Here is a 24,997-nt window from a genome sequence, read left to right on the forward strand (position 1 = left end):
GCACTTTGCCCGCCTTCTCGAAGAATCTGGAAGAGACCCTGGCCCGGGCCATGGACCACGCCAACGAGCGGGGCCATGAGTACGCGACGCTGGAGCATCTTCTCCTCGGCCTGACCGAGGACCCCGACGCGGTCGAGGTGCTGAAAGCCTGCGCCGTTGATATCCAGCGCCTGCAGGGTGACCTGGAGCGGCACCTGGATGTGGAGCTGGCTGGGCTGGTCAACATCGACGGCGACGGCCCCAAGCTGACCATCGGTTATCAGCGGGTGGTGCATCGCGCCCTGCTGGGCGTGCAGTCGTCCGGCCGCGACGAGGTGACGGGCGCCAACCTGCTGGTGGCCCTGTTCAAGGAGCCCGAGAGCCACGCGGTCTACCTGCTGGAGCAGCAGGACATGACCCGCTACGACGCCATCAACTTCCTCGCCCACGGCATCGCCAAGGCGCCGGGCCTGTCCCAGCCCAAGCCGGTGCGCGGTTCGGGCGCCGAAGGACAGGGCGAGGGCGAACCCGCTGCCAAGACGGGCGCCGAGGCGCTGGCCGCCTATTGCATCGACCTGAATGAGAAGTCGCGCCAGGGCCGCATCGACCCGCTGATCGGCCGCCACGCCGAGGTGGAGCGGGCGATCCAGATCCTGTGCCGGCGCACCAAGAACAACCCGCTCCTCGTGGGCGACCCCGGTGTGGGCAAGACCGCCATCGCCGAGGGCCTGGCGCTGAAGATCGTGCGCGACGAGGTGCCCGAGGTGCTGAAGGGCGCGACCCTCTATGCGCTCGACATGGGCGCCCTGCTGGCCGGCACCCGCTACCGCGGCGACTTCGAGGAGCGCCTGAAGCAGGTGGTCAAGGAGCTGGAGGCGCACGAGGACGCCATCCTGTTCATTGACGAGATCCACACGGTGATCGGCGCCGGCGCCACCTCGGGCGGGGCCATGGACGCCTCGAACCTGCTCAAGCCCGCCCTGGCGTCGGGCACGCTTCGCTGTATGGGTTCAACGACTTACAAGGAATACCGTCAGCACTTTGAGAAGGACCGGGCGCTGGTCCGGCGCTTCCAGAAGATCGACGTGGTCGAGCCGTCGCCGGACGACACCATCCGCATCCTGCGGGGCCTCAAGGCCTACTACGAGGAGTTCCACGGCATCCGCTACACCGAGGGCGCCATCAAGGCGGCGGTGGAGCTGTCGGCCCGCTACATGAGCGACCGCAAGCTGCCGGACAAGGCGATTGACGTGATCGACGAGGCGGGCGCGGGCCAGCGCCTGCTGCCGGAATCCAAGCGCAAGAAGGTCATCGGCCAGAAGGAAGTCGAGGCCGTCGTCGCCAAGATGGCGCGCATCCCGCCCAAGTCCGTCTCGCGCTCCGACACCGAGTCGCTGAAGAATCTGGAGACCGACCTCAGGCGCGTGGTCTTCGGTCAGGACGACGCCATCGCCCAGCTGGCCACCGCCATGAAGCTGTCGCGCGCCGGCCTGCGGGATCCGCAGAAGCCCATCGGCTCCTATCTGTTCAGCGGCCCCACCGGCGTCGGCAAGACCGAGGTGGCCCGCCAGCTGGCCGCCACCATGGGCATCGAGCTGCACCGCTTCGACATGAGCGAATACATGGAGCGGCACACGGTCAGCCGCCTGATCGGCGCGCCTCCGGGCTATGTGGGCCATGACCAGGGCGGCCTGCTGACCGACGCCGTCGACCAGACGCCCCACGCTGTGGTCCTGCTGGACGAGATCGAAAAGGCCCATCCGGACGTCTTCAACATCCTTTTGCAGGTGATGGATCACGGCGTGCTGACCGACGCGGTCGGCAAGAAGGTCGATTTCCGCAACACGGTCCTGATCATGACCACCAACGCCGGCGCGGCCGACAACGCGCGCCAGTCCATCGGCTTCGGTCGCGGCAAGGTGGAGGGCGAGGACGAAAAGGCCATCGAGCGCCTGTTCACGCCCGAGTTCAGGAACCGCCTCGACGCCGTTGTGGCCTTCCGCTCGCTGGGCGCCGACACCATTCGCATGGTGGTGGAGAAGTTCGTGCTGCAGCTGGAGGCCCAGCTGGCCGACCGCGATGTGACCATCCATCTGGGGGCCGACGCCGCCGAATGGCTGGGCGAGCGGGGTTTTGACGAGCGCTTCGGGGCCCGGCCTCTGGCGCGCGTCATCCAGGAGGAGATCAAGAAGCCTCTGGCTGACGAGATCCTGTTCGGACGACTGGTGCGAGGCGGCCTGGTCAAGATCAGTCTCAAGGACGGCAAGATCGCTTTCGATATTGAAGGGCGACCCGAAAAGCCCGCTCGGGGCCGTAAGGGCGAGCCGGTCGAGGCCTAGGCCGCCAGATACGCTTCTGGGTCGCTGCGCCCCGAGAGCATGGCGGCCACATAGGCGTTGCGCTCGCGCCAGACCACGTCCAGGTCCCAGACGCAGACGAACTCGTCCGGGCCGGCCGGCCTCCATCCGTCGTCCAGGTCGCGCCAGACCAGGATCGGCAGTTCGTTTTCGCGCGCCCAGCGGCCCAGGACGACATAATCGGCGCCATCGCCCTGGTGGCGGATAAGGAAACCGAGGCCCGGGTCGCCAGGCCTCAAGGCGCGGGGCAGGGCGTCCAGCGCCATGGTCAGGCCGGGTTCAAAGCGCGTGGCTTCGAACGGCTGGTCCGGCAGGTGAATGCGCCAAAGCTTCAGGCGGTACGGAGCGTGCGTCAGAACGCCGTCGAAAGCCGTGGGACGCGGTGCGAAGGGCTTGAAGGTCATGCGACCGGTCTCCGATTGAGAAGGTCCGCCAGGATGTCCGCGCCCACGCCCAGCTGCTGCAGCCGCGCCAGTTCGTCGAACAGGCACCACTGCTCCGCGATGCGGCCGTCGGCGACGCGGTAGATCGACATCTCGCGCACCTCGATGCGCGCGCCGGTGGGCGCCAGGCCCCAGAAGGCCCCCTGGTGCGTACCGGTGGAGGTGTAGCGGACCGCGACCCGGTCGCCATCGACCAGCACGTCGTCGACCCGCTCGAACCAGTCGGGAAAGGCGGTGCGGATGCGCTTCACCCCATAGACGACACCGTCGAGGCCCCGGCGTTCGGGCGTCTCGGAGCTGGGCGGCCAGTGGGCCAGGAAGTCCTCGGCATAGACGCGTGGGATTCGGTCCAGGTCGCCGGTGTTCCAGATGTCGTGGACCGCCAGGGCCAGCTCGCGCGGGGTCAAAGGGCGGCCCGAATCTTGGCGGCGACGGCCTGCAGCTGATCGGCGGGTGCCATGCCGCCGCCGTGGCGGGCCAGGGCCTCGCCCTCGCGGCGCGGGATCAGGTGGAAGTGCAGGTGAAAGACGGTCTGCCCGGCGGGCGCGCCGTTGAACTGGGTCAGAAGAAGGCCGTCGGGGTCGAGGGCGGCGGTCATGGCCCTGGCCATGCGCTGGACCGTGGCGGTCAGTTCACTGAGCGCCTGGGGCTCCACGTCGAGCAGGTTGCGGGCTTTCGACGCCTTGTGGATCACCAGCACGTGGCCCTCGGCCTGGGGAAAGGCGTCCATGATCGCCAGGGTGACGTCGTCTTCGAACACCTTCACCGACGGAAGTTCACCCCGCACGATGCGGGCGAAGACATTGTCGTCGTCATAGGCGCCGGTCAGGCTCATGGATATCCTCCGAGGCTGAAACGGGGATATTGGACCATGACCGACGCGCCGGACAAAGCCGCAGCCGTCATGACCGAGCGGCAGAAGAAGTGGTTCGCCACCGTCCAGGCCAACTTCGAGACCCAGAGCGGGCGGTCGCTGGCCGATTGGCTTGAGATCATGAAGGCCTGTCCAGAGACGACGTCAGGCAAACGGAACGCCTGGCTGCGGACGCAGTATGGCCTGGGCGCGAACCATGCGGCGTATGTTCTGTCGCAGATGCCTGGCGCGGCCAGCTGGGACGATCCCGAGGCGCTGAAGGCGGCGCTGTGGAAGGATGCGGACTCGCTGACCCTGCATGACGCGGTGATCGCGGCAGCGTCGGGTCTGGAGGGACTGGTGGTCGCCGAGCGCAAGAGTTTCACCAGCCTGTCAAAGGACGTGCAGTTCGCGGCCATGCGGCCGTTGAAGGGCGGCAAGGCGCTGTTGGGTCTGAAGCTGGAGCCCGAGGCTTCGCCCCGCCTGACGGCGCCTTCGCGGCGGGAAGCCTGGTCCGAACGGCTGAGCGCGGTGGTGGAGCTGTCTGATCCGTCAGAGGTCGACGCGGAAATCGCCGATCTCCTGCGGCGGGCCTACGCACGCGGCTGAGCCTTGAAAGGCGTCAGCTCTTGCTCCAGCAGCCGGGCGTGTTCGGCCACGGCGGGACGCTCGCGCGCCAGGAAGGCGGCCACCGGCTCGCGCAGGGCGGGATCGGCGATGAAGTGGGCCGAGTGGACGTGGTGGGGCAGGTATCCCCGCGCCAGTTTGTGCTCGCCTTGTGCGCCCGCCTCGACGCGGTTCAGGTCCCGCGCGATGGCGAAGTCGATGGCCCGGTAATAGCAGAGCTCGAAATGCAGGAACGGCGCGTCCTCGAGCGCGCCCCACTGCCTGCCGTAGAGGGTGTCGCCGCCGATGAAGTTCAGGGCGCCGGCGATATAGCGGCCGTCACGGGCGGCCAGCATCAGCACGATACGATCAGCCATGCGCTGGCCGATCAGGCTGAAGAAGCGCCGGTTCAGATAGGGACGGCCCCATTTGCGCGCGCCGGTGTCCATGTAGAAGGCGAAGAAGGCGTCCCAGTGGACCTCGGTCAGATCGGCGCCGGTGACGGCGGTGATCTCAAGATCGCGGCAGGCTTCGCGCCGTTCGCGGCGGATGACCTTGCGGCGCGACGACGACAGGTCGGCCAGGAAGTCGTCAAAGGTCTGATAGCCCCGGTTCTCCCACCAGAACTGCACGTCCTGACGCCGCAACAGGCCCGCCTGGCCGAGCGCTTCGGCCTCGGCCTCGGGCAGGAAGTTGACGTGCAGGGATGAGGCCCCGATCTGGCCGCAGAACTCCAGCGCCCCGGTGAGCAGGGCCTGGCGTTGGGCGTCCGCGTCCGGACCAGAGCCGACCAGCAGCTTGGGCGCCGTCACCGGCGTGAAGGGCACGGCCGACAGCAGCTTGGGATAGTAGCGCCCGCCCGCCCGCTCATAGGCGTCGGCCCAGCCGTGGTCGAAGACGTATTCCCCCTGGCTGTGGCTCTTCAGATAGAGCGGCATAAGGCCGAGGGTCGCCCCGTCGTCGATCAGCTCTAGATGGCACGGCCGCCAGCCTGTGCGCTCGCCGACGCAGCCCGACGCCTCCAGCGCCTCGAGAAAGGCGTAGTCCAGAAACGGATTGGCCGTGGGCGCGGCCAGCGCATTCCAGGTCGTCTCGCCGATGTCGGCGATGGCGGGGTGGACGCGGACGGACAGGCTCAAGCCGCGAAGCCCTCGAACATCCAGGCGTCGCAGAGGGGGGCCAGGTCGCGGACCTCGGTGGACGCGCGCAGGGTCCAGGTGACCAGCGGCAGGCCGAAGCGGCGCAAGGCGCGGCCCTCGCGGGCCAGCAGGGTCTTGCCGGGCAGCAGGAAGTCGGGCTGGGCGTGCTCAAGGTCAGCGGCGCTGAAGGGCGCGAAGCCGCCGCGCGCCACCACATGGGCCGCATGGGTCACATGATCCGAGCCGGTCAGGCCGCGCGGAACGCCGGGCGCGGCCTCTGCTGCGACGGCCAGGGCGGTGGGATTGAAGCTGATCAGGGCGACGGGGCCCCGATGGGTCGCCGCGAGGCGAGCCGTGCGAGTCTCCAGCGCGCCTTCCTGGACGGGGGTGGACTTCAGTTCGACGAAGACGGCGACGCCGGTCCCGACGGCGTCCAGCGCCTCGGTCAGGGTCGGGATGGTCTGGTCCGAGCCGGCCAGCGACAGGTGCGCAAGCTCTCGCGCGGTCAGGGCTGACGGATCCCCCGCCTGACCGGTCATCCGCTTCAGGTCGGCGTCGTGGAAGACGACGGGCACGCCGTCGGCCGACAGGCGCACGTCCAGCTCGATGGCGTAGCCGGCGCCGGCCGCCGCCCGAAAGGCCGCGAGGCTGTTTTCAGGCGGGCCGGACGGCGACCACAGCCCGCGATGGGCGATGGGACGGCGAAACAGATCGGCGAGGCGGGGCCTCACTTCACCTCGACCACGGCGTCGATCTCGACGGCGAAGCCCAGCGGCAGGCGATAGACGCCCACGGCCGAGCGCGCGTGGCGGCCCGCGTCGCCCAGCACCTCGACCATCAGGTCCGAGCAGCCGTTGATGACCTGGGGGATCTCCGAGAAGTCGGGGCCGGCCTGGACGAAGCCGCCCAGCTTGACCACGCGGACCACGCGCGACAGGTCGCCGTCGCAGGCGGCCTTCATCTGGGCCAGCAGGTTGACGCCGCACATGCGCGCGGCGGCCTTGGCCCGGTCAGGGTCCACATCGACGCCGACGGTGCCCTTCACGCCGCCCGAGGCGTCGTTCGACAGCTGGCCCGAGATGTGGACCATGGCGCCGCTCTTTACGAAGGGCACGTAGTTGGCGACCGCCGCGGCCGGCTCGGGCAGGGTGATCCCCAGGGCGTTCAGGCGGTCGTCGATGGCGGACATGGCAGGCTCCGGTTCAAATGGGTCCGCGAGCCTTTAGCGCGGGCCGGTCGGGCGCGAAAGACCGGCCCGCTCAAAGCTCAGCCACGCTTGCGGTTGTCCAGCGCCCAGGCGCCGGGGCCGGCGAATACGAAGTACAGGAAGACGAAGCAGTAGAGGGCGATGGTCTCGCCCCCGTTCTGGATGGGGAACAGGGCCTGCATCCCGTGGGCGTACCAGTAGCCGACGGCGCAGAAGCCTGACGCCAGGAAAGCCACGGGGCGGGTGAACAGGCCGATCAGGAACAGGGCGCCCAGAACCAGCTCGAATGGCCCGGACAGACCGGCGATGGACAGACCGGGCGGGGGCACGCCCTCGACGGCGGGGAAGCCCAGAACCTTGGCCGTGCCGTGGCTGACGAACAGCAGGCCCGTGACGATACGCAGAAGGCCCAGCGCCTTGGGCGCGTGGACGGAATACTTCTCGAACATGAGGACGCCCTCCGATGGTCAGGCCCAGGGGTCGGGCCTAGGCGGATATTGTCACTGTTGGTGTTGCGGTCAAGGCTTTGCCTTTGGGCGCGCCCCTCTCCGTCCGAGATGGGGAGGAGACAGGGGCCGGCGCCCCGCGCCGTGGCTGCGGAGTGAAGGTGGAGAGGCGGCGGAGCGCCGGGCCTTCGCCCGGTGGTCTCGTTATAGGTGGTACCGGGTTCGGCTGGGGCCGCCGCTGGGGTTTCCAGGCCCAGAGGCTTGTCAGCGCTCCGCGGTTCGTCAGGCTTGGCCGGCCCTTTTGGGGGGCGCTGTCGGAGCAGACCCGCCGGCGGGGCGGGCCCGTCGGGCCTGGGTATGCCAGAATGGGCCCGAAGCCCTCTCCCCCCCAAGCTGTGGCCAACCGGCGCGGCCAAACCGCCGGTCCCGATTTTTGCTCTCCGTTCGACCCAACGAAGCCCCGGGGCCGCACGAGCCGCCTGCGCATACGGCCTCTCCGCCCCGGAGCCCGCTTAGAGTGCGGGATCCGCGAGGGGGTGGGGGTAAGTCGGGCGCGGTTGGCGCGTGATGCGTTGCGGATCAGGGGGTTAGCGATAGGGCGGGCGTGGGCATCCGGGGGGCGGCGGGTTCCGTCTCCTCCCTATGCGAAGCATGGGGAGGTGGCTGCGAGCCTACAGGCGAGCAGACGGAGGGGAATCTTCCGAGAGTGAGGCGGTGCGGCGCCGTGGTCCTTCCCCTCCACCGCCAACGGCGGTCCCCCTCCCCATCTGGCGATGGGGAGGAGACAGGAAGGTCTAGGCCCCCTCATCCGGCGCTTACGCGCCACCCGTCGGCGGCTCGTATACGAGCCTTCTCCACCCACCAGAGGAGAAGGGATTGGTGGTGTCCTCTCTCAGCCGCAGGACAGCCGGATCGCGCCACCTTCTCAGACTGCGCGACGGGCTCGCCGTCTTACATCTCCACCAGATGGTCCGGCAGTTCGTTGGGGTTCAGGCGCTCAGCCGGGAAGTGCTCGCTAAGCACCTGGCCGCAGCCGCCGATGGCGCGGATGAAGCCTTCGGCCCAACGGCCGTGCCTGGCCTCGATGGCGAAGCCCTCGACGGCGCGGCCCCAGACCTCGGGCCCGACCTTTTCGTGGATCTCCTCGTCGGCGACGATCTCGATGTCGCGGTCGAAGACGCTGACGAGAATGAGGACGCCGGTGCGGCCCTGCGTCTGGTGGATGCCGTGGCTGAGGAACTGGGCGAGGGCCGCGTCGCGCACCCGGGCGCGGCGCACGGCGGCAGGCACCATCAGGCGGCGCACGGCCGGGATCAGCGACAGGCCCCAGACGAAGAAGAAGATCACGGTCTGCAGTAGGGCGTAGACGCCAAGGGTCGCGGCGATCAGCGACGGCGTGGCCGACATGTGTCCCGCGGTCCACCCGCCGGACAGTCCCGGCAGCAGGCGCCCGGGCAGGCCGTCCACCAGGCCCAGAGGAATGAGGAGCATGGGCAGGGCCAGGGCCAGCCCCGCCGCCCACAGCAGGGCGACGTCCTCGTGGCTGGCCACGCGCCGGGCCAGGACGCAGAAAATCTCGCCGGAGGTGCGCGCCTCGGCCGCCTTGATGGCGGAGCTGATGCGCAGGTGTTCACCGGGATTGAGCAGGCTCACCATCCGCCCGAGGCCCCTCCGCCGCCGAAACTGCCGCCGCCGCCGCTGAACCCGCCGCCGCCGCCGAAGCCGCCGCCGCCGCCCCAGCCACCGCCACGCCCGCTGGAATGGCGAGCGATTTCCCACAGGATCACGGGAAGCGCGGCGTCGGACAGCCGGCGTCCCCGGCCCCTGCGCGCGGCGCCGGCCAGGCTGAAGAAGAAGATCAGGAAGAAGATGACCGGGATGATCCAGCCGAGGCTGGGACGGGCGTCGTCGGCGCGCTCGGCGGCGGCCTGGGCGCGGGCCTCGGCCTCGCCCCGGTCGAGGGACAGCTGTTCCATCACGGCCTCGGCGCCGGAGGCCACGCCCTCGGAGAAGCGCCCCTCGCGGAAGGCGGGCAGGATGCGCTCCTGGATGATGAGGGAGGAGAGGGCGTCGGTCAGGACCGGCTCCAGCCCGTAGCCCACCTCGATGCGGACCTTGCGCTCCTCCGGGGCGACGATGAGCAGGACGCCGTCGTCGCGATCCTCGCCGCCGATGCCCCAGGCGCGGCCCAGCTGATAGCCGTACTCCTCGATCTCGTAGCCCTGGAGGGAGGAGAGGGTGACGACCACGAACTGATGGCCGGTGCGCTGCTCGAAGGCCTGGAGATCATTGGCCAGGCGCTGCTCGGCGGCGGGATCGAGAAGGTTGGCCTGATCGACCACGCGGCCCGTCAGCGGCGGGAAGGTGGGGGCGGCCTGCACCAGCCCGGCCCAGAGGATCGCCAGCAGCCCGGCCATGAGGGCGGCCAGCGCCCTCATGGACAGAGGCTTGAGAGGCCGCAGCCTCGGCGTGGGCAGGGCGAGATCCAAGGCTTACTGGGCCGGGGCCGGAGTGGGAGCCGGCTGGGCCGGAGCGGGCTGGGCCGGCGCCCCGGCCGAGGGCGAGGTCATGTCGAAGTTGACCTGAGGCGCGACCTCGGCGCCCGGCGTGGCGTTGAACAGCTCCATGGGCTCGGCGCCCTGGAGGTTGGCCCAGATGAGCTGGGGGAAGGTGCGCAGGGTGGTGTTATACTGGCGCACGGACTCGTTGTAGTCGCGCCGCGCGATGGCGATGCGGTTCTCGGTGCCCTCAAGCTGAGACTGCAGGGTCAGGAAGTTCTGGTTGGAGCGCAGGTCCGGATAGCGCTCGACGATCAGCATGAGGCGGCCGAGCGCGCCGGACAGCTGGTTCTGGGCGGCCTGGAACTGGCGGAACTGCTCCGGATTGGTGACCGTGTCGGCGTCCACCTGGACGGAGGTGGCGCGGGCGCGGGCCTCGGTCACTTCGCGCAGCACAGTGCGCTCCTGAGCGGCGGAACCCTGAACCGTGGCCACCAGGTTCGGCACCAGGTCGGCGCGGCGCTGGTACTGGTTCTGCACCTCGGCCCACTGGGCGCGGGCGGCTTCCTGCTGCGTCGGGATGGTGTTGTAGCCGCAGCCGGCGACGGCGGGCGTGATCGACAGGGCGGCGACGACGGCGAAGGTCTTCAGGCGCATGGCGGATCTCCTGGCCAAGGGGCAGCTGTGCAATATCGGCCGCCTTGGCCCCGCCTTCAAGCGAACTCGGCGGGATCGCGTTCCAGAATTCGCGCGGCGGCCGTGAGGGTGTTGTCCAGCAGGCAGGCGATGGTCATCGGACCGACGCCGCCGGGCACCGGCGTGATGGCGCCGGCCACCTCGACCGCTTCGTCGAAGGCCACGTCGCCCACGACGCGGGTCTTGCCCTCGGCGGCCTTGGCCGGGTCGCGGGAAGGCACGCGGTTGATGCCCACGTCGATCACCGTCGCGCCGGGTTTGATCCAGTCGCCCCGGATCATCTCGGCCCGGCCCACAGCGGCGACCAGAATGTCGGCGCGGCGGCAGACCTGGGGCAGGTCGCGGGTGCGCGAGTGGGCGATGGTGACGGTGCAGTCGGCCTGGAGCAGCAGCTGGGCCATGGGCTTGCCGACGATGTTCGAGCGGCCGACCACCACGGCTTCCAGCCCCTTCAGCTGGTCCAGCTCGGCCTTGAGCAGGCGCAGACATCCCAGCGGCGTGCAGGGCACGAGGGCCGGCAGGCCCACGGCCAGGCGGCCCGCGTTGATAACGTGGAAGCCGTCCACGTCCTTGGCCGGGTCGATAGCGGCCAGGACGGCCTGGGCGTCCATGTGGGCGGGCAGGGGCAGCTGGACCAGAATGCCGTGCACGGCGGGGTCGAGGTTCAGCCGGGCCACCAGATCGAGCAGCTCGTCCTGGCTGATGGTCTCGGGCAGGGTGTGGGTCTCGGAGCGGAAGCCGGCGGCGGCGGCCTGCTCGCCCTTGTTCTTCACGTAGAGACGGCTGGCCGGATCGTCGCCGACGATGACGACGCTGAGGCCGGGCTGGACGCCCGTCAGTTCCAGCATGCGGCGGGCGCGGCGACCGGCCTCTTCGCGCAGGGCGGCGGCGTGGGCCTTGCCGTCGATGATGCGGGCCATCGGCGCTCTCTCAAAAAGGGAATTGGGACCGCCGCCGTTTACAAGCCCGCCAGGCGCGCGTCTATCATCGGGGGTCGCCGAACGAGGATTCCCATGCGCCCGATCAAGACCACCGCTTCGCTGCTCGCGCTGGGAGCCGCCCTCACGGCCTGCGCCACCACCCCGACCGGAGGGGGGTCTGCCTTGATCACGCCCGGCGCCACGGTTTCCGGCGCGCTGGAGGCGGGCGATCTGGTGATGGCGGAGGACAACAGCCTCTATGACCTCTACCGCATGAACGGCGTGGCCAACCGCCGCTATGCCGTGACCATGCGCTCGGACGCCTTTGACACGTTTCTGGTCGTGGGAACGCCTTCGGCCGGCGGCGGGGTCGATGTGCTGGTCACCGATGACGACGGGGCCGGCGAGGGGCTGAACTCGCGCGCCGAGTTCGTGGCGCCGGGCGGGCCGCTGGAGATCCACGCCAATGCGCTGAGCGAAGGCATGAGCGGCGCCTACACCCTGTCGGTGGAGGACCTGGGCGAGGCGCCCCCGCTGTCGCCGCCGGGCAGTCTGGTTCCTGGCGCGGAGACCGCCGGGGAGCTGGCCGAGACGGATGACGCCGACGCCAACGGCGTGCGCTTCGACGCCTATGCGGTCCGGTTGAGCGCCGGGCAGCGCATCGAGGTGACGATGCGCTCGGACGCCTTCGACACCGTGGTGCAGATCGGCTCTGGCACGGGCTATGGCTGGCGCGGGCTGAAGGCGGATGACGACGGACTGGGCGAGGGCACCAATTCGCGCCTGCGTTTCACGGCGCCGACGGACGGAGTTTATGAGATCAGAGCGCAGGCCTTTTCCGGCAACGGAACGGGCGCCTATACGCTGGGCCTGACCGACCGGGGACCGCCGCCGCCGCCCCCGCCGCCGACGCCCATCAGCGTGGGCGAGGCGGTGCAGGGCGAACTGACCGCCGACAGCCCGGTGAACGCCGACGACATCCCCTACCACGCCTATCTGCTGTCGGCTGAGGCCGGGCAACGGCTGATGCTGACCCTGGGCGCCGAGGACTTCGACACGGTGGTCTACGTCTATCGCGCGGGAGAAGCGGACGGTGAGCCGCTGGCGCTGGATGACGACTCCGGCGCCGGGCCCCTGGACTCGCGGCTGGTCTGGACCGTGCCGCAGACCGGGCGGTACGAGGTGCGCGCCGCCGCCTTCAGCGAAGGCGGACAGGGCGCCTACGACCTGGCCGTGACGCAGATGGGGCCGCCGCCCGCGGCCAGGCCGCTGCCGGCGGATCGCCGCGTGTCTGACGCGCTGCAGGAGGGCGACGGGACCGGCGACAACGGCGGCTGGTCGGACCTGTGGAGCTTTGAAGCCAATGCGGGCGAGCGGCTGCGCTTGACCGCGTCTTCGGACGCCTTCGACACAACCCTGCTGGTGGCTGGGGCGGACGGCGAGGGCATGGGCGAGCCGATCGCCGGCAATGACGACGAGGCGGGCGGCGGCGGGTCCACCAACTCGCGCTTCACCTGGATCGTGCCGGAGACCGGCCGCTATGTGGCGGCGGTGTCCAGCTTCGGCGGGCAAGGCGGCGGCGCCTATGAGATGGCCATCGAGAGCCTGCCGCCCGCCCCGCCGCTGCGGCCCCTGGACGTGCCAGGCGCGGTGAACGGCGTGCTCCAGGAGGGTGACGCCACCGCCGACGATGACAGCCTCTATGACGGCTATCGCGTCCGCCTTGAGGCGGGCGAGCGCGTGGTCATCAGCATGAGCTCGGGAGATTTCGACACCTTCCTGATGGTGCTGCGCGGCGAGGGCGACGCCTTGGAGGCGCTGGCCAGCGACGACGACGGCGCCGGCGAGGGGACCGACTCGCGACTCAACTTCACCGCCCCGGCGAGCGGAGACTACGAGATCCGGGCCAACGCCCTGACGGCCGGTGAGACGGGCGCCTACACCCTGCGTGTGGACCCGCGCCCCGCCGATCCGGAGCCCGGCAGCATCATCATCGGCTCGACCGTGCGCGGCGTGCTGGAGGAGGGCGACGGCTTGGCTGATGACGCCACCCACTTCGACGCCTATCGCTTCAGGGCGCGGGCGGGCGACCGCCTGCGCATCAGCATGGTGTCGGCCGAGTTCGACGCCTTCCTGTTGCTGCTGGGCGTCGATGCCGAGGGCCGTCCGGGCGAGCTGCTGGTGAGCGACGACGACAGCTATGGCGATACCAACGCCCGGATCGACTACGATATTCCCGCCGACGGCCTCTATGAGGTGCGCGCCAACGCCTATGCTCGGGACACGGGCGGCGCCTACGTGTTGACGCTGGAGCGGCGGCCCGAGAACGAGCCCGCCGCCTCAGCCCCCGCTGGGGAGTAGGTCGGCCACGAAGCGGCGGTAGCCGCCCTGGCGCACGCCCGCGGTGGCGTGTTCGATGTCCGGGGCGAAGTAGTGGTCGCTGCCGTACTGGGCCGCGGCCTTGCGCACCAGGGCGTGGGCCTCCTCCAGCACGTCGGAGGTCTGCAAGGGACGGTGGAAGTCCAGGCCTTGCGCCGCCGCCAGCAGCTCGATGCCGACGACGGCGGCGGCGTTCTCGGCCATGTCGAGCAGTCGCCGGGCGCCGTGCGCGGCCATGGAGACGTGATCCTCCTGGTTGGCGCTGGTGGGGACGGTGTCGACGCTGCACGGATGGCTCATCATCCGGTTCTCGGCCACCAGGGCGGCGGCGGTCACCTGGGCGATCATGAAGCCGGAGTTGAGGCCGCTCTCCCTGACCAGGAAGGCGGGCAGGTCGCTCATCTTGGGATCGACCAGGATGGAGGTGCGGCGCTCCGAAATATTGCCGATCTCGCACAGGGCCATGGCGATCATGTCGGCGGCGAAGGCCACCGGCTCGGCGTGGAAGTTGCCGCCCGAAAGGACGTCGCCGTCGCCAGAGTCGTCACTGGGGAAGATCAGCGGGTTGTCGGTGACGGCGTTGGCCTCGGTCAGCAGCACCTCGGCGGCCTGGCGCAGCACGGTGAGGGCCGCGCCCATGACCTGGGGCTGACAGCGCAGGGAGTAGGGGTCCTGGACCTTGTGGCAGCCGTCGCGATGGCTCTCACGGATGGCGCTGCCGGCGATGAGGTTGCGGAGGGCGGCCGCCACGTCGATCTGGCCCCGTTGGCCGCGCAGGGCGTGAATGCGGGCGTCGAAAGGCACGTCCGAGCCCTTGAGCGCATCCACCGACAGGGCCCCCGCGACCAGCCCCGCGGCGAACACGTCCTCGGCCGCGAACAGGCCGGCCAGGGCGCAGGCCGTGGAGAACTGGGTGCCGTTCAGCAGGGCCAGACCTTCCTTCGGACCTAGGGTCAGGGACGACAGTCCGGCGGCGGCCAGTCCCTCGGCGGCCTCGAGGGTCTGGCCGTTCCGGCGGGCCTGGCCGACGCCAAGCAGCAGGCAGGACATGTGGGCCAGCGGCGCCAGATCGCCCGAGGCGCCGACCGACCCCTTGGACGGCACCGCCGGCAGAATGTCGTGCTCAAGCAGGGTCAGCAGGGCCTGCATCGTCTCACGCCGCACCCCAGACGCGCCGCGCGACAGGGACTTCACCTTGAGCACCAGCATCAGCCGCACGATGGGATCGGGCAGGAGCGGACCGACGCCGCAGGCGTGACTGAGCACCAGATTGGTCTGGAGGGTCTCCAGGTCCTCGGCGGCGATGGAGGTGTTGGCCAGCAGCCCGAAGCCCGTGTTGACGCCATAGACGGTGCGGCCCGAGGCGGCGATCTCGCGGATGGTGCGGGCGCCGGCCTCCACATCGGCCCATGCAGCGTCCGAGAGGCTAAGGCGCACGGGCCCGGCCAGGACGCCGCGCAGCTGGGCCAGGGTGAGCGGGGACTGGTCGATGATCAGGTGGGTCATGATTGCTTTCCCTTCTCCCCCTGGGGGAGAAGGTGGGCGGCGAAGCCGCTCGGATGAGGGGTAGAGTTAAGCTTGCTTAAGGCGTGGGCCCTGATCGCATCAAGCACCACGCTGGGGTTCCGTGTGAAGGCGCTGTTCTCGAAGCGAAGAACCGTGAAGCCTGCCGATCTCAGACGTTCGTCCCGCGCCTGATCCTCATGCTCGCGCAAGCGATGAACACCCCCGTCTAGCTCCACCACTAAGGCCAACTCGGCGCAGAGGAAATCGACGACGGAGCCAGCCACGGGCGACTGCCGTCGAAATTTGAGGCCGAGGAAGCTGCGGCCGCGCAGCATGGACCATAGCTGGGCTTCGGCTGAGGTCTGGCGGCTCCTCAAACCTCGCGCCCGGCGTGTCGTGGTTTCGGACTGGAACATCGTCCCCCTCATCCGGCGCTTGCGCGCCACCTTCTCCCCCGGTGGGGAGAAGGGCTATGTCAGTGACGGCAGGTTCAGGCCGTGCTCGCGGGCGGCGGCCTTGGCGATGTCGTAGCCCGCGTCCGCATGGCGCATGACGCCGGTGGCCGGGTCGTTCCAGAGCACCCGTTCGAGACGTTTCGCCGCGTCGGGGGTGCCGTCGGCGACGATGACCACGCCGGAGTGCTGGGAATAGCCCATGCCGACGCCGCCGCCGTGGTGCAGCGACACCCAGCTGGCGCCCGACGCGGTGTTCAAAAGGGCGTTCAGCAGCGGCCAGTCGGAGACGGCGTCAGAGCCGTCCATCATGGCCTCGGTCTCGCGGTTGGGGCTGGCGACCGAGCCGCTATCCAGATGGTCCCGGCCGATGACGATGGGCGCGGACAACTCGCCCGACGCCACCATCTCGTTGAACATCAGGCCCGCCCTGTGCCGGTCGCCGAGGCCGATCCAGCAGATGCGCGCGGGCAGGCCCTGGAAGGCGATGCGCTCGCCCGCCATGTCCAGCCAGCGCAGCAGGCCCGCATTGCCCGGGAACAGCCGCTTCATGGCCTGATCGGTCTTGCGGACGTCTTCAGGGTCGCCGGAGAGGGCGGCCCAGCGGAAAGGGCCAATGCCGCGGCAGAACAGCGGGCGGATGTAGGCGGGCACGAAGCCGGGGAAGTCGAAGGCGTTCTCGACACCCTCGTCAAAGGCGACCTGGCGGATGTTGTTGCCGTAGTCGGTGACAGGCAGGCCCATCTTCTGGAAGTCCAGCATCGCCTGGACGTGAACCGCGCAGGACTTGCGCGCGGCGGCCTCGACCGCGCGGGGATCAGCGACCCGCTTCTTCTCCCACTCATCGACCGTCCAGCCGATGGGCAGGTAGCCGTTGACCAGATCATGGGCGCTGGTCTGGTCCGTGACGAGATCAGGGCGCGCCCCGCGTTTCACGAGCTCGGGAAGAATCTCGGCCGCGTTGCCGAGCAAGCCGATGGAAAGCGGCTTCTTTTCGGTGAGGGAGCGGTTCAGCAGCTCGAGCGCTTCGTCCAGAGTCTCGGCCATGACGTCGAGATAGCGGGTGCGCAGGCGCATCTCGATGCGCGACCGCTGGCACTCAATGGCCAAGCATGAGGCGCCCGCCATGGTGGCCGCCAGGGGCTGGGCCCCGCCCATGCCGCCGAGACCCCCCGTCAGGATCCAGCGGCCGGACCAGTCGCCGCCGTAATGCTGGCGGCCGGCCTCCATGAAGGTCTCGTAGGTGCCCTGAACGATGCCTTGCGTGCCGATATAGATCCAGGAGCCGGCGGTCATCTGGCCGTACATGGCCAGGCCCTTGCGATCGAGCTCGTTGAAGTGCTCCCAGGTGGCCCATTTGGGCACCAGATTGGAGTTGGCGATCAGGACGCGCGGCGCATCCGCATGGGTGCGAAAGACGCCGACCGGCTTGCCCGATTGCACCAGCAGGGTCTCGTCGGGCGCGAGCTTCGTCAGCTGTTCGACGATGCGGTCGAAGTCGGCCCAGGTGCGCGCCGCCTTGCCGATGCCGCCATAGACGACCAGGTCTTCGGGCCGCTCGGCCACCTCGGGATCGAGGTTGTTCATCAGCATGCGCAGGGCCGCCTCAGCCTGCCAGGTCTGTGCGGACTTCTCGGGGCCGCGCGGGGCGCGGACGACGCGGGCGTTGCGGTCGGTGTCGGTCATGCGGGGCTCTAGGCGGTTTGGCGGCCGTCGCGGTAGCGGGCGGCCAGCAGATCAGCGCCGAGCCAATAGGCCAGCTCGGCCGGTTCGTCGATGTTCCACACGGCCAGGTCGGCGGCCTTGCCCGGCTCCAATGTACCGATCCGGTCGTGCAGGCCCAGGGCGCGGGCGGCGTTGCGGGTGAAGCCGGCCAGGGCCTCTTCCGGCGTCAGGCGGAACAGGGTGCAGGCCAGGTTCATGGCCAGGAGGGGGTCGGTCAGGGGCGAGGTGCCGGGATTGCAGTCAGTGGCCACGGCCATGGGCACGCCGGCCTCGCGCAGGGCGGCGACGGGCGGGGCCTTCTCGTCGCGCAGGAAGTAGTAGGCGCCGGGCAGGAGGACGGCGACCGTGCCCGCCCCGGCCAGGGCGGCGACACCCTCCGGCGACAGGTGCTCCAGATGATCGGCTGACAGGGCCTGATGCCGTGCGGCGAGGGCGGCCCCGCCCTGATCGGACAGCTGTTCGGCGTGCAGCTTGACCTGAAGGCCGTGGGCGCGCGCGGCGGTGAAGATGCGGTCCACCTCGTCCGGCGTGAAGCCGATGGTCTCGCAATAGGCGTCCACCGCATCGGCGACGCTCGCGGCCTGGGGGATCATCCGATCTATGATAAGATTGACATAAGCATCGCGATTGTCGCGATATTCCTTCGGCACGGTGTGGGCGGCGAGCAGGGTGCGCGAGACGCGAAGGTCTGCCGCCTGACCCACCAGACCGGCGGCCTCGAGCATTCGTCGTTCGCAGCCGGGTTCGAGGCCGTAGCCGGATTTGATCTCGACCGTGGTGACGCCGCGCCGGGCCAGGGCGCGGGCGCGGGGCAGGGCCTGCTCCGCCAGCTGTTCCGTGGAGGCCCCCCGGGTCGCGTCAACGGTTGACTGGATGCCGCCGCCGGCGCGCGCGATCTCTTCGTAGGTGGCGCCGTTCAGCCGCCGCTCCCATTCAGGGGCCCGATTGCCGCCGAAGACCAGGTGCGTGTGGCAGTCGATCAGGCCGGGCGTGACCCAGCGGCCTTCAAGGTCGCGGGTTTCCCGCGCGGCGGCGTCCGGCAGGTCGGCGCGCGGGCCGATCCAGGCGATGCGGCCGTCATGGACGGCGATGGCGGCGTCGCGCCCGGCGCCATAGGGCGCGCCGCCCGGCGTCATGGTCGCGGCGTTGAGGTTGGTGAGCAGCAGGTCCCACATGGTCTCGCCTCTTAAATGGACAGGTGGCGCACGGCTAGGCTACCGCTTGCTCATGAGCACGACTTCCGAAGGCCTGGGCTGGACCTCGGCCGCGAGCCTGCTGGGCGACCATCCCGACGCCGCCGTGGCGCTGATCGGCGCGCCGCTGAACGAGCGGTCGCTGACGCCGGGCCGCTGCGATCTGGGACCCAGGGCGCTCCGGGCCGCCCTGCCGCGCATGAGCGTCTATGACCTGGAAACGCGGACCGACATTTCGGCCGTGAAGGTCCATGACGCCGGCGATCTGTTCCTGAAGGCGATGGCGCCGGCCGACGCTTTCCGGCCCGTGCGGGATGCGGTGCGGGCGCAGGCGCAGAGGCGGCTGATCATCCTGGCCGGCGGCAACAACGCCGTCACCCGGCCCGGGGTGCACGGACTGTCGGACGATCTGTCGAAGGTGGGGCTGCTGACCCTGGACGCCCATTTCGACCTGCGCGACACGGATGTGGGCCTGACCAACGGCAATCCGATCCAGGCCCTGCTGGACGACGGCCTGCCCGGTGAGAACATCACCCAGGTCGGCCTGGCGCCCTTCGCCAACACGGCCCGGGCGCACCAGAAGGCGCTGGACGCCGGCATCACCGTGCGCACGGCGCGCGAGTGCCGCGAACAGGGGACGGCGCGCCTGGTGGCGCGGGAGCTGGAGCTTCTCGCCGCCCGCTGCCCTGTCATCTACGTGGACTTCGACATCGATGTCATCGATCGGGGCCAGTTTCCCGGCGCGCCAGGAGCGAGGCCGGGCGGGGTGCCGGTCCACGACTTCTTCGACGCCACGCGCGTGGTGGGCGCGCATCCGGCGGTGCGCTGCGTGGACTTGACGGAATACGATCCGTCGCTGGAAGTGGGCGACCTGGCCTCGCTGACGGCGGCGAGGTGGTTCTGCGAGCTGCTGGCGGGGTTCACCCTGCGCCGAGACGGGAGGGCGTGACCATGCTGCTGACGGTGATGGCGATGACCGCCATGGTTCAGGCGGCCGAGGCCCCGGCGGCCCCCGACCTGGGCTGGCTGGCGGGCTATTGGCTGAACTGCGCCGAGGATGGGCGCGAGACGTCGGAGACCTGGAGCGATCCGCGCGGCGGAATCCTGATCGGTTTCGGGCTGACGGTGGTGAACGGCCAGGCCGGCTGGGAGCAGGTGCAGATCGGTCCCAATGCGGCGGGACAGCTGACCTTCTTCGCCCAACCCAGCGGCCAGCGCCCGGCCCAGTTCCCCATGGCTGAGGTGGGCGAGCAGTCGATCACCTTCGAGAACCCGGCCCACGACTTTCCGCAGCAGGTCTCGTACCGCCGCGAGGGCGATGTGCTGATCGGCGCCATTTCCGGCGTTCTGCCCAACGGCCAGACGCGCGGGATCGAGTGGCGCTATGAGCGGGCCGAGCTGAACGCCCGCTGCCCGGCGCCTGAGGCCCAGGCGCCGGAAGCTTCGGAAGAGACGCCGGACGAGTGACGACCTCTGACGTTCTGATCCTGGGCGGCGGCCACAACGGGCTGGTCTGCGCCTTTTACCTCGCGCGGGCCGGGCTGAAGGTGACGGTGCTGGAGCGGCGCGGCGTCGCGGGCGGCGCGGCCGTGACGGAGGAATTCCACCCTGGCTTCCGCAACTCGACCGCCAGCTACACGGTAAGCCTGCTGAACCCGCGCGTCATCGCCGAGATGGAGTTGCATCGCCACGGGCTTCAGGTGGTGGAGCGGCGGGCGGCCAACTTCCTGCCGCTGCCGGACGGGGACTCGCTGCTGCTGGGCGAGGGACGCAGCCATGCCGAGGTGGCGCGCTTCTCCCAGAAGGACGCGGACCGTCTGGACGCCTATGCCGAGCGGCTGGACGTCATCGCCGATGTGCTGCGCGAGCTGATCCTGAGGACGCCGCCGAACGTGACGGAAGGCGGCTGGGGCGCGGCCCTGCCGGAGCTGCTGAAGTCGGCCGCGCTGGGCGGGCGGCTGAACCGGCTGGACATGCGGGCCAAGCGCGACCTGCTGGACCTGTTCGCAAAGTCGGCGGGCGACTGGCTGGACCACTGGTTCGAGAGCGATCCGATCAAGGCGGCCTATGGCTTCGACTCGGTGGTGGGCAACTACGCCAGCCCCTACACGCCCGGCTCGGCCTATGTGCTGCTGCACCACGTCTTCGGCGAGGTGAACGGCAAGAAAGGCGCCTGGGGCCACGCCGTGGGCGGCATGGGCGCCATCACCCAGGCCATGGCCAAGGCCTGCGCCGAAAAGGGCGTCGATCTGCGCCTGAACAGCCCCGTGGCCGAGGTCTTGACCGACAAGAGCCGGGCCGCGGGGGCCGTGACCGAGGACGGGGCCGTCTTCCGCGCGCGCACTGTGGTGTCGAACCTGCATCCGCGCCTGCTGTTCGGGAAGCTTGTGGACCCGGGCGTGCAACCGGCCGACTTCCGGGAGCGGATCGGGGCCTACGCCTCGGGATCAGGGACCTTCCGCATGAACCTGGCCCTGTCGGAGCTGCCGCGCTTCACCAGCCGGCCCGAGCAGGGCGATCACCTGACGGCGGGGATCATCATCGCGCCCAGCCTCGACTACATGGACCGCGCCTACACGGTTGCGCGGCGTCACGGCTGGTCGAAGGCGCCCATCGTCGAGATGCTGATTCCCTCGACGCTGGACCCGACCCTGGCGCCGGAGGGCCGGCACGTGGCCAGCCTGTTCTGCCAGCATGTGGCGCCCAGGCTGCCGGATGGGCGCCGCTGGGCCGACTGCCGCGACGAGGTCGCCGACCTGATGATTGAGACGGTGGATCGCCACGCGCCCGGCTTCAAGGCGTCAGTGATCGGACGGCTGGCGCTGACGCCGGATGACCTGGAGGAGCGCTTCGGCCTGGTCGGCGGCGACATCTTCCACGGCCGGCTGACTCTGGATCAGTTGTTCTCGGCGCGGCCCGTGCTGGGGCACGGCGACTACCGCAGCCCCATCAAGGGTCTCTACATGTGCGGGTCAGGCACGCACCCCGGCGGCGGTGTGACCGGCGCGCCAGGACGAAACGCCGCGCGCGAAATCCTCAAGGATCTGCGCCGTCCGGGCTTTTCCTGAGGTGCAATCGGCCCTCGGAGGGCCTATCTGGGCGCCATGGAAAATCGCAAGCTTTCGACGGGCCTGTCCCGCGGCGCCCTGGGCCGCTGCCCCGAGTGCGGCAAGGGCGGCCTGTTCCGCGCCTATCTGAAGGTGAAGCCGACCTGCGAGGCCTGCGGCCACGACATCGGCGAATACCCGGCCGACGACGGCCCGGCCTACATCACCATTCTGCTGGTCGGGCACCTGATCATCGCGCCGGTGCTGTTGTTCCCGTTCGTGTGGGAGTGGCATCCGGCGGCCGTGCTGGGCTTGCTGATCCCGCTGCTGATCGCGGTGATCCTGGTCTCGTTGCCGGTGGCCAAGGGCGCGGTGGTCGGCATGCACTGGGCGGCGGGGATCAAGCGGGCGCCGCACTAAGCTAAGCGGCGGGCGATGGTGGATGCGGTAGGGATTGAACCTACGACCCCTGCCGTGTGAAGGCAGTGCTCTCCCGCTGAGCTACGCATCCATGCCGTCGATCAGGAGGCGGCGGACATAGCGCGGGCGTTCACCGCCCGCAAGCCCGTTTCAGGCGCGAACCAGCGGTTCCAGCAGCGCGCGCACGGCGGCCGGGACTTCGGCGGGCCGGCGGGTCTGGCGATCCACATAGACATGGACGAAGCGTCCGGCCGCGGCCACCAGGTCGTCGCCCTGGCGGAACACGCCCAGCCGATAGGTGGCGCTGGACCGGCCCAGCCGCTCGACGGCGAGGCCGACTTCAAGCCGATCAGGGAAGCCGACCGAGCCGAAATAGCGACAGCCGGTCTCGGCCACGACGCCGAACACCTCGCTGCCCATCTGATCCAGCACGCCCGCCTCAATCAGATGGGCGTTCACCGACGTGTCGAAGAGGCCGTAGTAGACGACGTTGTTCAGGTGCCCGTAGGCGTCGTTGTCCATCCAACGGGTGTCGGCCGGGCGGAAAAGGGCGAAGGCGGATCGGTCGGGGCGATCCATCAGGCGGCCTCGGTCGCGGCGAGATCGACCCGTGGCCGCGCCAGCTCCTGAACCAGGGCGATCAGAGCGTCGGGACGCAGGGGCTTGGCCAGGTGGCGGTCCGAGCCCGCCTCCAGGCTCATCTTGACGTGCTCCGGCAGGGCGTTGGCCGTCAGCGAGACGATGGGCGTGCGGGGGCGGCCCACCTCGGCCTCGAAGCGGCGGATGGCGCGCGTGGCGGTCAGGCCGTCCATCTCGGGCATCTGCACGTCCATCAGGATCAGGTCGTAGGCGCTGGCCTGGGCGTGATCCAGGGCGTCGCGGCCGTTCTCGACGATGGTCAGGTCCACACCGATCTGTTCGAGCACCAGCGCCACCACGCGCTGATTGGTGGGATGGTCCTCGGCCAGCAGTATGCGCGGGGGCCTGGCCGGCGCATCCCCCGCGAACTCGACCGGCTGAGCCGCCATGGCGGCGCCCTGCGGCGGTTCCGTGGGCGTGAGGGCGACGGCCAGGGTGAAGGTCGATCCCTTGCCGGGGGTCGAACGGGCTTGGATATCGCCGCCCATCATCTCGGCCAGCGACTGGGAAATGGACAGGCCGAGGCCCGTGCCGCCGTACTTGCGGGTGATGCTGGCGTCGGCCTGCTCGAAACGCCGGAACAGACGCCTGGCGGCGTCAGCGTCGAAGCCGACGCCGGTATCCTTGACGCTGATGCGCAGGCCCCTTGGGGAGGCCTTGGCGGTGAGGGTGACGGCGCCCCTTTCGGTGAACTTCACGGCGTTGCTGAGCAGATTGGACAGGATCTGCGTCAGGCGCACCGGGTCGCCCAGGTACCAGCCGTCGGCGTCAGGCGAGATGCGACAGTTGAGCTCCACGCCCTTGGCGCGGGCGGCGGCGCGGTGCAGCTCGGATATGCGGGTCAGGCATTCGCGCAGGGAGAAGGGCGTGGTCTCAAGCTTTAGCTGGCCCGCCTCGATCTTGGACACGTCGAGGATGTCATTGACCACCTGTTCCAGCATGCGTCCAGAGGCGGTGATCAGCCCGGCCATCTCGCGCGCCTCGGGCTCGGTCTGGCGGGCCTTGAGGAGCTCGGACAGGGCGACGACGCCGTTCAGGGGCGTGCGCAGCTCGTGGCTCATATTGGTCAGGAACGAGGTCTTGGCGGCGTTGGCGCGCTCAAGCTCGGCCGTTCGCTCCTGGACGCGGGTCTCGAGCGTGCGCAGCAAGTCGTCGGATCTGGCCTTGGCGGCCGAGAGCGCCCGCGCAAGACCGCCGACCTCGTCGCGTCGCGCCTCGATATCCTCGACGTCGGTCGCCTCGGCGCCGTCGGCGTGGCGTGCGGCCAGGCGCTTCAGGGGGCGCGTGACGACCTGGCGGACCAGCCACCAGACGATGGCGATCTGCAGGGCCAGCACCAGGGCGCCGGCGGCCACCAGCACCAGGGCCGCTGTCGCCGCCTCGCGCACCACCGAGGCGGTGCTGGTCGTCGTCAGGAAATACCAGTCGGGGCCTTCGACGTGACCGTAGGAGATGATGTGGCGGCCGTCCGAAGTCTCGAGCACGCCGTAGCGGCGCCCGGACTGGCGTATGCGCTGCACGAGCTGGGTGAGGTGCAGGTTGTTCTCATAGAGCTGCACGACGCTGGCTTCGGCTCGGCCAGGCGTTTCGAATCCTGGATAGGCGATCAACGAGCCCTGGCCGTTGACGATGAGGCTTTCGGCGCCGGCGGGCGCCTCGTTCACGGCCCGCAACAGGTAGGAGCCGATCTGCAGCGAGTTGCCCCACGCCCCCACATAGCGGCCGTTCAGATAGACCGGCGTGAAGCAGCCCGTGGTCAGGGTCGCTCTCCTCGAGTCGGACAGCAGCGCGCGCAGCCGACTGCAGCGCATGACGCCCTGGGGGTTGTTCTCCGGGCGGGGCAGCTGGGCCATCTCCTCGCCGGAAAAACGGAAGGAGGCGGGGGCGTCCTGGCGATAATAGATCAGGCGATCCGCGCGACGGGGCGCGAACATGATCATGCGATCGTCGGGCGTGAAGAAGTAGAAGTTGTCGAAACGACTCGGGTCGGCGGTGCCTGTGGAGAAGACCACGCGCATCGCGCCCAGCAGCAGCGTCTTGTCCTCGGCCGTGAGCTCGGCGCCGCGCGCCATGAAGCTGCCGATCCCGTACATGTAGGAGCCCGCGCCGTTGGCGAGGCCGTCGAACAGCTCGGGCCGGCTGCGCCGGGTGCCGTCGGGCTGGAGCGGGAAGCGGCGCTCGAACTCCTCGGCGGAGGCGGTGAGGTCGCTGTGTGCAAGCCGCAGTTGCAGAGCCTCGGTGGCCGCAGCGTGCTTGGCGCGCAGGTCATCGAAAATCTGCTGCTCGGTGCGCGCCCGCTCGCGGGCATAGAGGGTCAGGTCGCTGTGACGCTGGGCCTCGAAGCGTTCCTTGAAGCCGTGAAAGGCCAGCCCGAAGGTCAGGGCCAGGGCGACGAGCGAGCTCGCCACCACGCCGATCAGCAGCTTGCGCGTTACGGAAAACGACTTCATGCGCTGGTTTAGGTCCCCCGCTCCTCCAATCGTGCTTACGCC

24 protein-coding genes and 1 tRNA gene are annotated in these 24,997 nt (G+C 69.7%); 7 read left to right on the forward strand and 18 right to left on the reverse strand.

What is annotated here, in order from left to right; all coding sequences use genetic code 11:
* The first annotated feature begins 5 nt into the window (after window positions 1-5).
* On the forward strand, window positions 6-2,318 hold the full coding sequence (clpA, locus tag Q0812_RS03355; protein ID WP_302108875.1) for an ATP-dependent Clp protease ATP-binding subunit ClpA: 2,313 nt from the start codon (window positions 6-8) through the stop codon (window positions 2,316-2,318).
* Here the strand turns inward: clpA and Q0812_RS03360 are convergent.
* From Q0812_RS03360 to Q0812_RS03370, 3 genes are read right to left on the reverse strand one after another with little or no spacing between them, the layout of a single operon-like run.
* Entirely contained in the window at window positions 2,315-2,740 is a 426-nt protein-coding gene (locus tag Q0812_RS03360) for a hypothetical protein (RefSeq protein WP_302108876.1), read from the reverse strand. The two genes, clpA and Q0812_RS03360, sit on opposite strands and share 4 nt — an antisense overlap.
* Complete coding sequence (locus tag Q0812_RS03365) at window positions 2,737-3,186, reverse strand: ester cyclase (protein WP_302108877.1); 450 nt, start codon at window positions 3,184-3,186, stop codon at window positions 2,737-2,739. The genes Q0812_RS03360 and Q0812_RS03365 overlap by 4 nt, the downstream gene beginning before the upstream one ends.
* Window positions 3,183-3,614 carry an HIT family protein gene (locus tag Q0812_RS03370; RefSeq protein ID WP_302108878.1) on the reverse strand — a complete coding sequence of 144 codons (432 nt, stop codon included), beginning with the start codon at window positions 3,612-3,614 and terminating at the stop codon, window positions 3,183-3,185. Before Q0812_RS03370 ends, Q0812_RS03365 begins: the two co-directional genes overlap by 4 nt.
* A gap of 36 nt (window positions 3,615-3,650) precedes the next feature.
* Here Q0812_RS03370 and Q0812_RS03375 point away from each other — a divergent pair, with 36 nt between their 5' ends.
* On the forward strand, window positions 3,651-4,241 hold the full coding sequence (locus tag Q0812_RS03375; RefSeq protein ID WP_302108879.1) for a DUF4287 domain-containing protein: 591 nt from the start codon (window positions 3,651-3,653) through the stop codon (window positions 4,239-4,241).
* On the opposite strand, the gene Q0812_RS03380 is transcribed toward Q0812_RS03375, so the two are convergent.
* The 8 genes from Q0812_RS03380 to folD all read right to left on the reverse strand — a co-directional run bounded on the left by Q0812_RS03380 (window position 4,226) and on the right by folD (window position 11,144).
* A complete protein-coding gene (locus tag Q0812_RS03380) occupies window positions 4,226-5,377 on the reverse strand; it encodes a GNAT family N-acetyltransferase (RefSeq protein WP_302108880.1) in 1,152 nt (383 codons plus the stop codon). The two genes, Q0812_RS03375 and Q0812_RS03380, sit on opposite strands and share 16 nt — an antisense overlap.
* Window positions 5,374-6,108 (reverse strand): glycerophosphodiester phosphodiesterase family protein, encoded by a 735-nt coding sequence (locus tag Q0812_RS03385; RefSeq protein ID WP_302108881.1) that lies wholly within the window; start codon window positions 6,106-6,108, stop codon window positions 5,374-5,376. The genes Q0812_RS03380 and Q0812_RS03385 overlap by 4 nt, the downstream gene beginning before the upstream one ends.
* A complete protein-coding gene (locus Q0812_RS03390) occupies window positions 6,105-6,566 on the reverse strand; it encodes a RidA family protein (protein ID WP_302108882.1) in 462 nt (153 codons plus the stop codon). Before Q0812_RS03390 ends, Q0812_RS03385 begins: the two co-directional genes overlap by 4 nt.
* Window positions 6,567-6,643: 77 nt before the next feature.
* Entirely contained in the window at window positions 6,644-7,033 is a 390-nt protein-coding gene (locus tag Q0812_RS03395) for a DoxX family protein (RefSeq protein ID WP_302108883.1), read from the reverse strand.
* 948 nt (window positions 7,034-7,981) lie between these two features.
* On the reverse strand, window positions 7,982-8,686 hold the full coding sequence (locus Q0812_RS03400) for a TPM domain-containing protein (protein ID WP_302108884.1): 705 nt from the start codon (window positions 8,684-8,686) through the stop codon (window positions 7,982-7,984).
* Window positions 8,680-9,468, reverse strand: coding sequence for a TPM domain-containing protein (locus tag Q0812_RS03405; protein ID WP_302108885.1), 789 nt, complete (start codon window positions 9,466-9,468; stop codon window positions 8,680-8,682). Before Q0812_RS03405 ends, Q0812_RS03400 begins: the two co-directional genes overlap by 7 nt.
* Window positions 9,469-9,522: 54 nt before the next feature.
* On the reverse strand, window positions 9,523-10,185 hold the full coding sequence (locus tag Q0812_RS03410) for a LemA family protein (protein WP_302108886.1): 663 nt from the start codon (window positions 10,183-10,185) through the stop codon (window positions 9,523-9,525).
* A 56-nt stretch (window positions 10,186-10,241) separates the two neighbouring features.
* Window positions 10,242-11,144 (reverse strand): bifunctional methylenetetrahydrofolate dehydrogenase/methenyltetrahydrofolate cyclohydrolase FolD, encoded by a 903-nt coding sequence (folD, locus tag Q0812_RS03415; protein ID WP_302108887.1) that lies wholly within the window; start codon window positions 11,142-11,144, stop codon window positions 10,242-10,244.
* Between the two features lie 93 nt (window positions 11,145-11,237).
* On the opposite strand from folD, the gene Q0812_RS03420 reads away from it, so the two are divergent.
* Complete coding sequence (locus tag Q0812_RS03420; RefSeq protein WP_302108888.1) at window positions 11,238-13,505, forward strand: pre-peptidase C-terminal domain-containing protein; 2,268 nt, start codon at window positions 11,238-11,240, stop codon at window positions 13,503-13,505.
* Here Q0812_RS03420 and hutH read toward each other — a convergent pair.
* Genes hutH through hutI form a run of 4 tightly spaced genes read right to left on the reverse strand, consistent with a single transcriptional unit; the run spans window position 13,485 to window position 18,381 of the window.
* On the reverse strand, window positions 13,485-15,029 hold the full coding sequence (gene hutH / locus Q0812_RS03425; protein ID WP_302108889.1) for a histidine ammonia-lyase: 1,545 nt from the start codon (window positions 15,027-15,029) through the stop codon (window positions 13,485-13,487). The genes Q0812_RS03420 and hutH overlap by 21 nt on opposite strands.
* Window positions 15,026-15,445, reverse strand: a complete 420-nt coding sequence (locus tag Q0812_RS03430) for an endonuclease domain-containing protein (RefSeq protein WP_302108890.1) — start codon at window positions 15,443-15,445, stop codon at window positions 15,026-15,028. Before Q0812_RS03430 ends, hutH begins: the two co-directional genes overlap by 4 nt.
* A 54-nt stretch (window positions 15,446-15,499) precedes the next feature.
* The gene (gene hutU, locus Q0812_RS03435) at window positions 15,500-17,167 is read right to left on the reverse strand and encodes a urocanate hydratase (protein WP_302108891.1); all 1,668 of its coding nucleotides are present in this window, start codon (window positions 17,165-17,167) and stop codon (window positions 15,500-15,502) included.
* Window positions 17,168-17,175: 8 nt separating this feature from the next.
* Window positions 17,176-18,381, reverse strand: a complete 1,206-nt coding sequence (hutI, locus tag Q0812_RS03440) for an imidazolonepropionase (protein ID WP_425281537.1) — start codon at window positions 18,379-18,381, stop codon at window positions 17,176-17,178.
* A 52-nt stretch (window positions 18,382-18,433) separates the two neighbouring features.
* On the opposite strand from hutI, the gene Q0812_RS03445 reads away from it, so the two are divergent.
* The 4 genes from Q0812_RS03445 to Q0812_RS03460 are packed head-to-tail and all read left to right on the forward strand — an operon-like array spanning window position 18,434 to window position 21,866.
* A complete protein-coding gene (locus tag Q0812_RS03445) occupies window positions 18,434-19,348 on the forward strand; it encodes an agmatinase family protein (protein WP_302108892.1) in 915 nt (304 codons plus the stop codon).
* A gap of 2 nt (window positions 19,349-19,350) precedes the next feature.
* Complete coding sequence (locus Q0812_RS03450; RefSeq protein WP_302109198.1) at window positions 19,351-19,866, forward strand: DUF6265 family protein; 516 nt, start codon at window positions 19,351-19,353, stop codon at window positions 19,864-19,866.
* Entirely contained in the window at window positions 19,863-21,467 is a 1,605-nt protein-coding gene (locus tag Q0812_RS03455) for a phytoene desaturase family protein (protein WP_302108893.1), read from the forward strand. The genes Q0812_RS03450 and Q0812_RS03455 overlap by 4 nt, the downstream gene beginning before the upstream one ends.
* Window positions 21,468-21,503: 36 nt before the next feature.
* A complete protein-coding gene (locus Q0812_RS03460; RefSeq protein ID WP_302108894.1) occupies window positions 21,504-21,866 on the forward strand; it encodes a DUF983 domain-containing protein in 363 nt (120 codons plus the stop codon).
* Between the two features lie 16 nt (window positions 21,867-21,882).
* Here Q0812_RS03460 and Q0812_RS03465 read toward each other — a convergent pair.
* The 3 genes from Q0812_RS03465 to Q0812_RS03475 all read right to left on the reverse strand — a co-directional run bounded on the left by Q0812_RS03465 (window position 21,883) and on the right by Q0812_RS03475 (window position 24,955).
* Window positions 21,883-21,957 (reverse strand) — tRNA-Val (locus tag Q0812_RS03465).
* A gap of 59 nt (window positions 21,958-22,016) precedes the next feature.
* A complete protein-coding gene (locus tag Q0812_RS03470) occupies window positions 22,017-22,445 on the reverse strand; it encodes an acyl-CoA thioesterase (protein ID WP_302108895.1) in 429 nt (142 codons plus the stop codon).
* Window positions 22,445-24,955, reverse strand: coding sequence for an ATP-binding protein (locus tag Q0812_RS03475; RefSeq protein WP_302108896.1), 2,511 nt, complete (start codon window positions 24,953-24,955; stop codon window positions 22,445-22,447). The genes Q0812_RS03470 and Q0812_RS03475 overlap by 1 nt, the downstream gene beginning before the upstream one ends.
* Window positions 24,956-24,997: the final 42 nt, after the last annotated feature.

Source organism: Peiella sedimenti, assembly GCF_030504955.1.
Classification (GTDB): Bacteria; Pseudomonadota; Alphaproteobacteria; order Caulobacterales; family Caulobacteraceae; genus Brevundimonas; species Brevundimonas sedimenti.

Excerpts from the sequence above, each read along its gene's own strand:
- Q0812_RS03360 (WP_302108876.1), bottom strand. The coding sequence starts at position 2,740 with ATGACCTTCAAGCCCTTCGCACCGCGTCCCACGGCTTTCGACGGCGTT.
- Q0812_RS03370 (WP_302108878.1), bottom strand. The coding sequence starts at position 3,614 with ATGAGCCTGACCGGCGCCTATGACGACGACAATGTCTTCGCCCGCATC.
- Q0812_RS03375 (WP_302108879.1), top strand. The coding sequence starts at position 3,651 with ATGACCGACGCGCCGGACAAAGCCGCAGCCGTCATGACCGAGCGGCAG.
- Q0812_RS03390 (WP_302108882.1), bottom strand. The coding sequence starts at position 6,566 with ATGTCCGCCATCGACGACCGCCTGAACGCCCTGGGGATCACCCTGCCC.
- Q0812_RS03395 (WP_302108883.1), bottom strand. The coding sequence starts at position 7,033 with ATGTTCGAGAAGTATTCCGTCCACGCGCCCAAGGCGCTGGGCCTTCTG.
- Q0812_RS03400 (WP_302108884.1), bottom strand. The coding sequence starts at position 8,686 with ATGGTGAGCCTGCTCAATCCCGGTGAACACCTGCGCATCAGCTCCGCC.
- Q0812_RS03405 (WP_302108885.1), bottom strand. The coding sequence starts at position 9,468 with ATGAGGGCGCTGGCCGCCCTCATGGCCGGGCTGCTGGCGATCCTCTGG.
- Q0812_RS03410 (WP_302108886.1), bottom strand. The coding sequence starts at position 10,185 with ATGCGCCTGAAGACCTTCGCCGTCGTCGCCGCCCTGTCGATCACGCCC.
- folD (WP_302108887.1), bottom strand. The coding sequence starts at position 11,144 with ATGGCCCGCATCATCGACGGCAAGGCCCACGCCGCCGCCCTGCGCGAA.
- Q0812_RS03420 (WP_302108888.1), top strand. The coding sequence starts at position 11,238 with ATGCGCCCGATCAAGACCACCGCTTCGCTGCTCGCGCTGGGAGCCGCC.
- hutH (WP_302108889.1), bottom strand. The coding sequence starts at position 15,029 with ATGACCCACCTGATCATCGACCAGTCCCCGCTCACCCTGGCCCAGCTG.
- Q0812_RS03430 (WP_302108890.1), bottom strand. The coding sequence starts at position 15,445 with ATGTTCCAGTCCGAAACCACGACACGCCGGGCGCGAGGTTTGAGGAGC.
- hutU (WP_302108891.1), bottom strand. The coding sequence starts at position 17,167 with ATGACCGACACCGACCGCAACGCCCGCGTCGTCCGCGCCCCGCGCGGC.
- hutI (WP_425281537.1), bottom strand. The coding sequence starts at position 18,381 with ATGTGGGACCTGCTGCTCACCAACCTCAACGCCGCGACCATGACGCCG.
- Q0812_RS03445 (WP_302108892.1), top strand. The coding sequence starts at position 18,434 with ATGAGCACGACTTCCGAAGGCCTGGGCTGGACCTCGGCCGCGAGCCTG.
- Q0812_RS03450 (WP_302109198.1), top strand. The coding sequence starts at position 19,351 with ATGCTGCTGACGGTGATGGCGATGACCGCCATGGTTCAGGCGGCCGAG.
- Q0812_RS03460 (WP_302108894.1), top strand. The coding sequence starts at position 21,504 with ATGGAAAATCGCAAGCTTTCGACGGGCCTGTCCCGCGGCGCCCTGGGC.
- Q0812_RS03470 (WP_302108895.1), bottom strand. The coding sequence starts at position 22,445 with ATGGATCGCCCCGACCGATCCGCCTTCGCCCTTTTCCGCCCGGCCGAC.
- Q0812_RS03475 (WP_302108896.1), bottom strand. The coding sequence starts at position 24,955 with ATGAAGTCGTTTTCCGTAACGCGCAAGCTGCTGATCGGCGTGGTGGCG.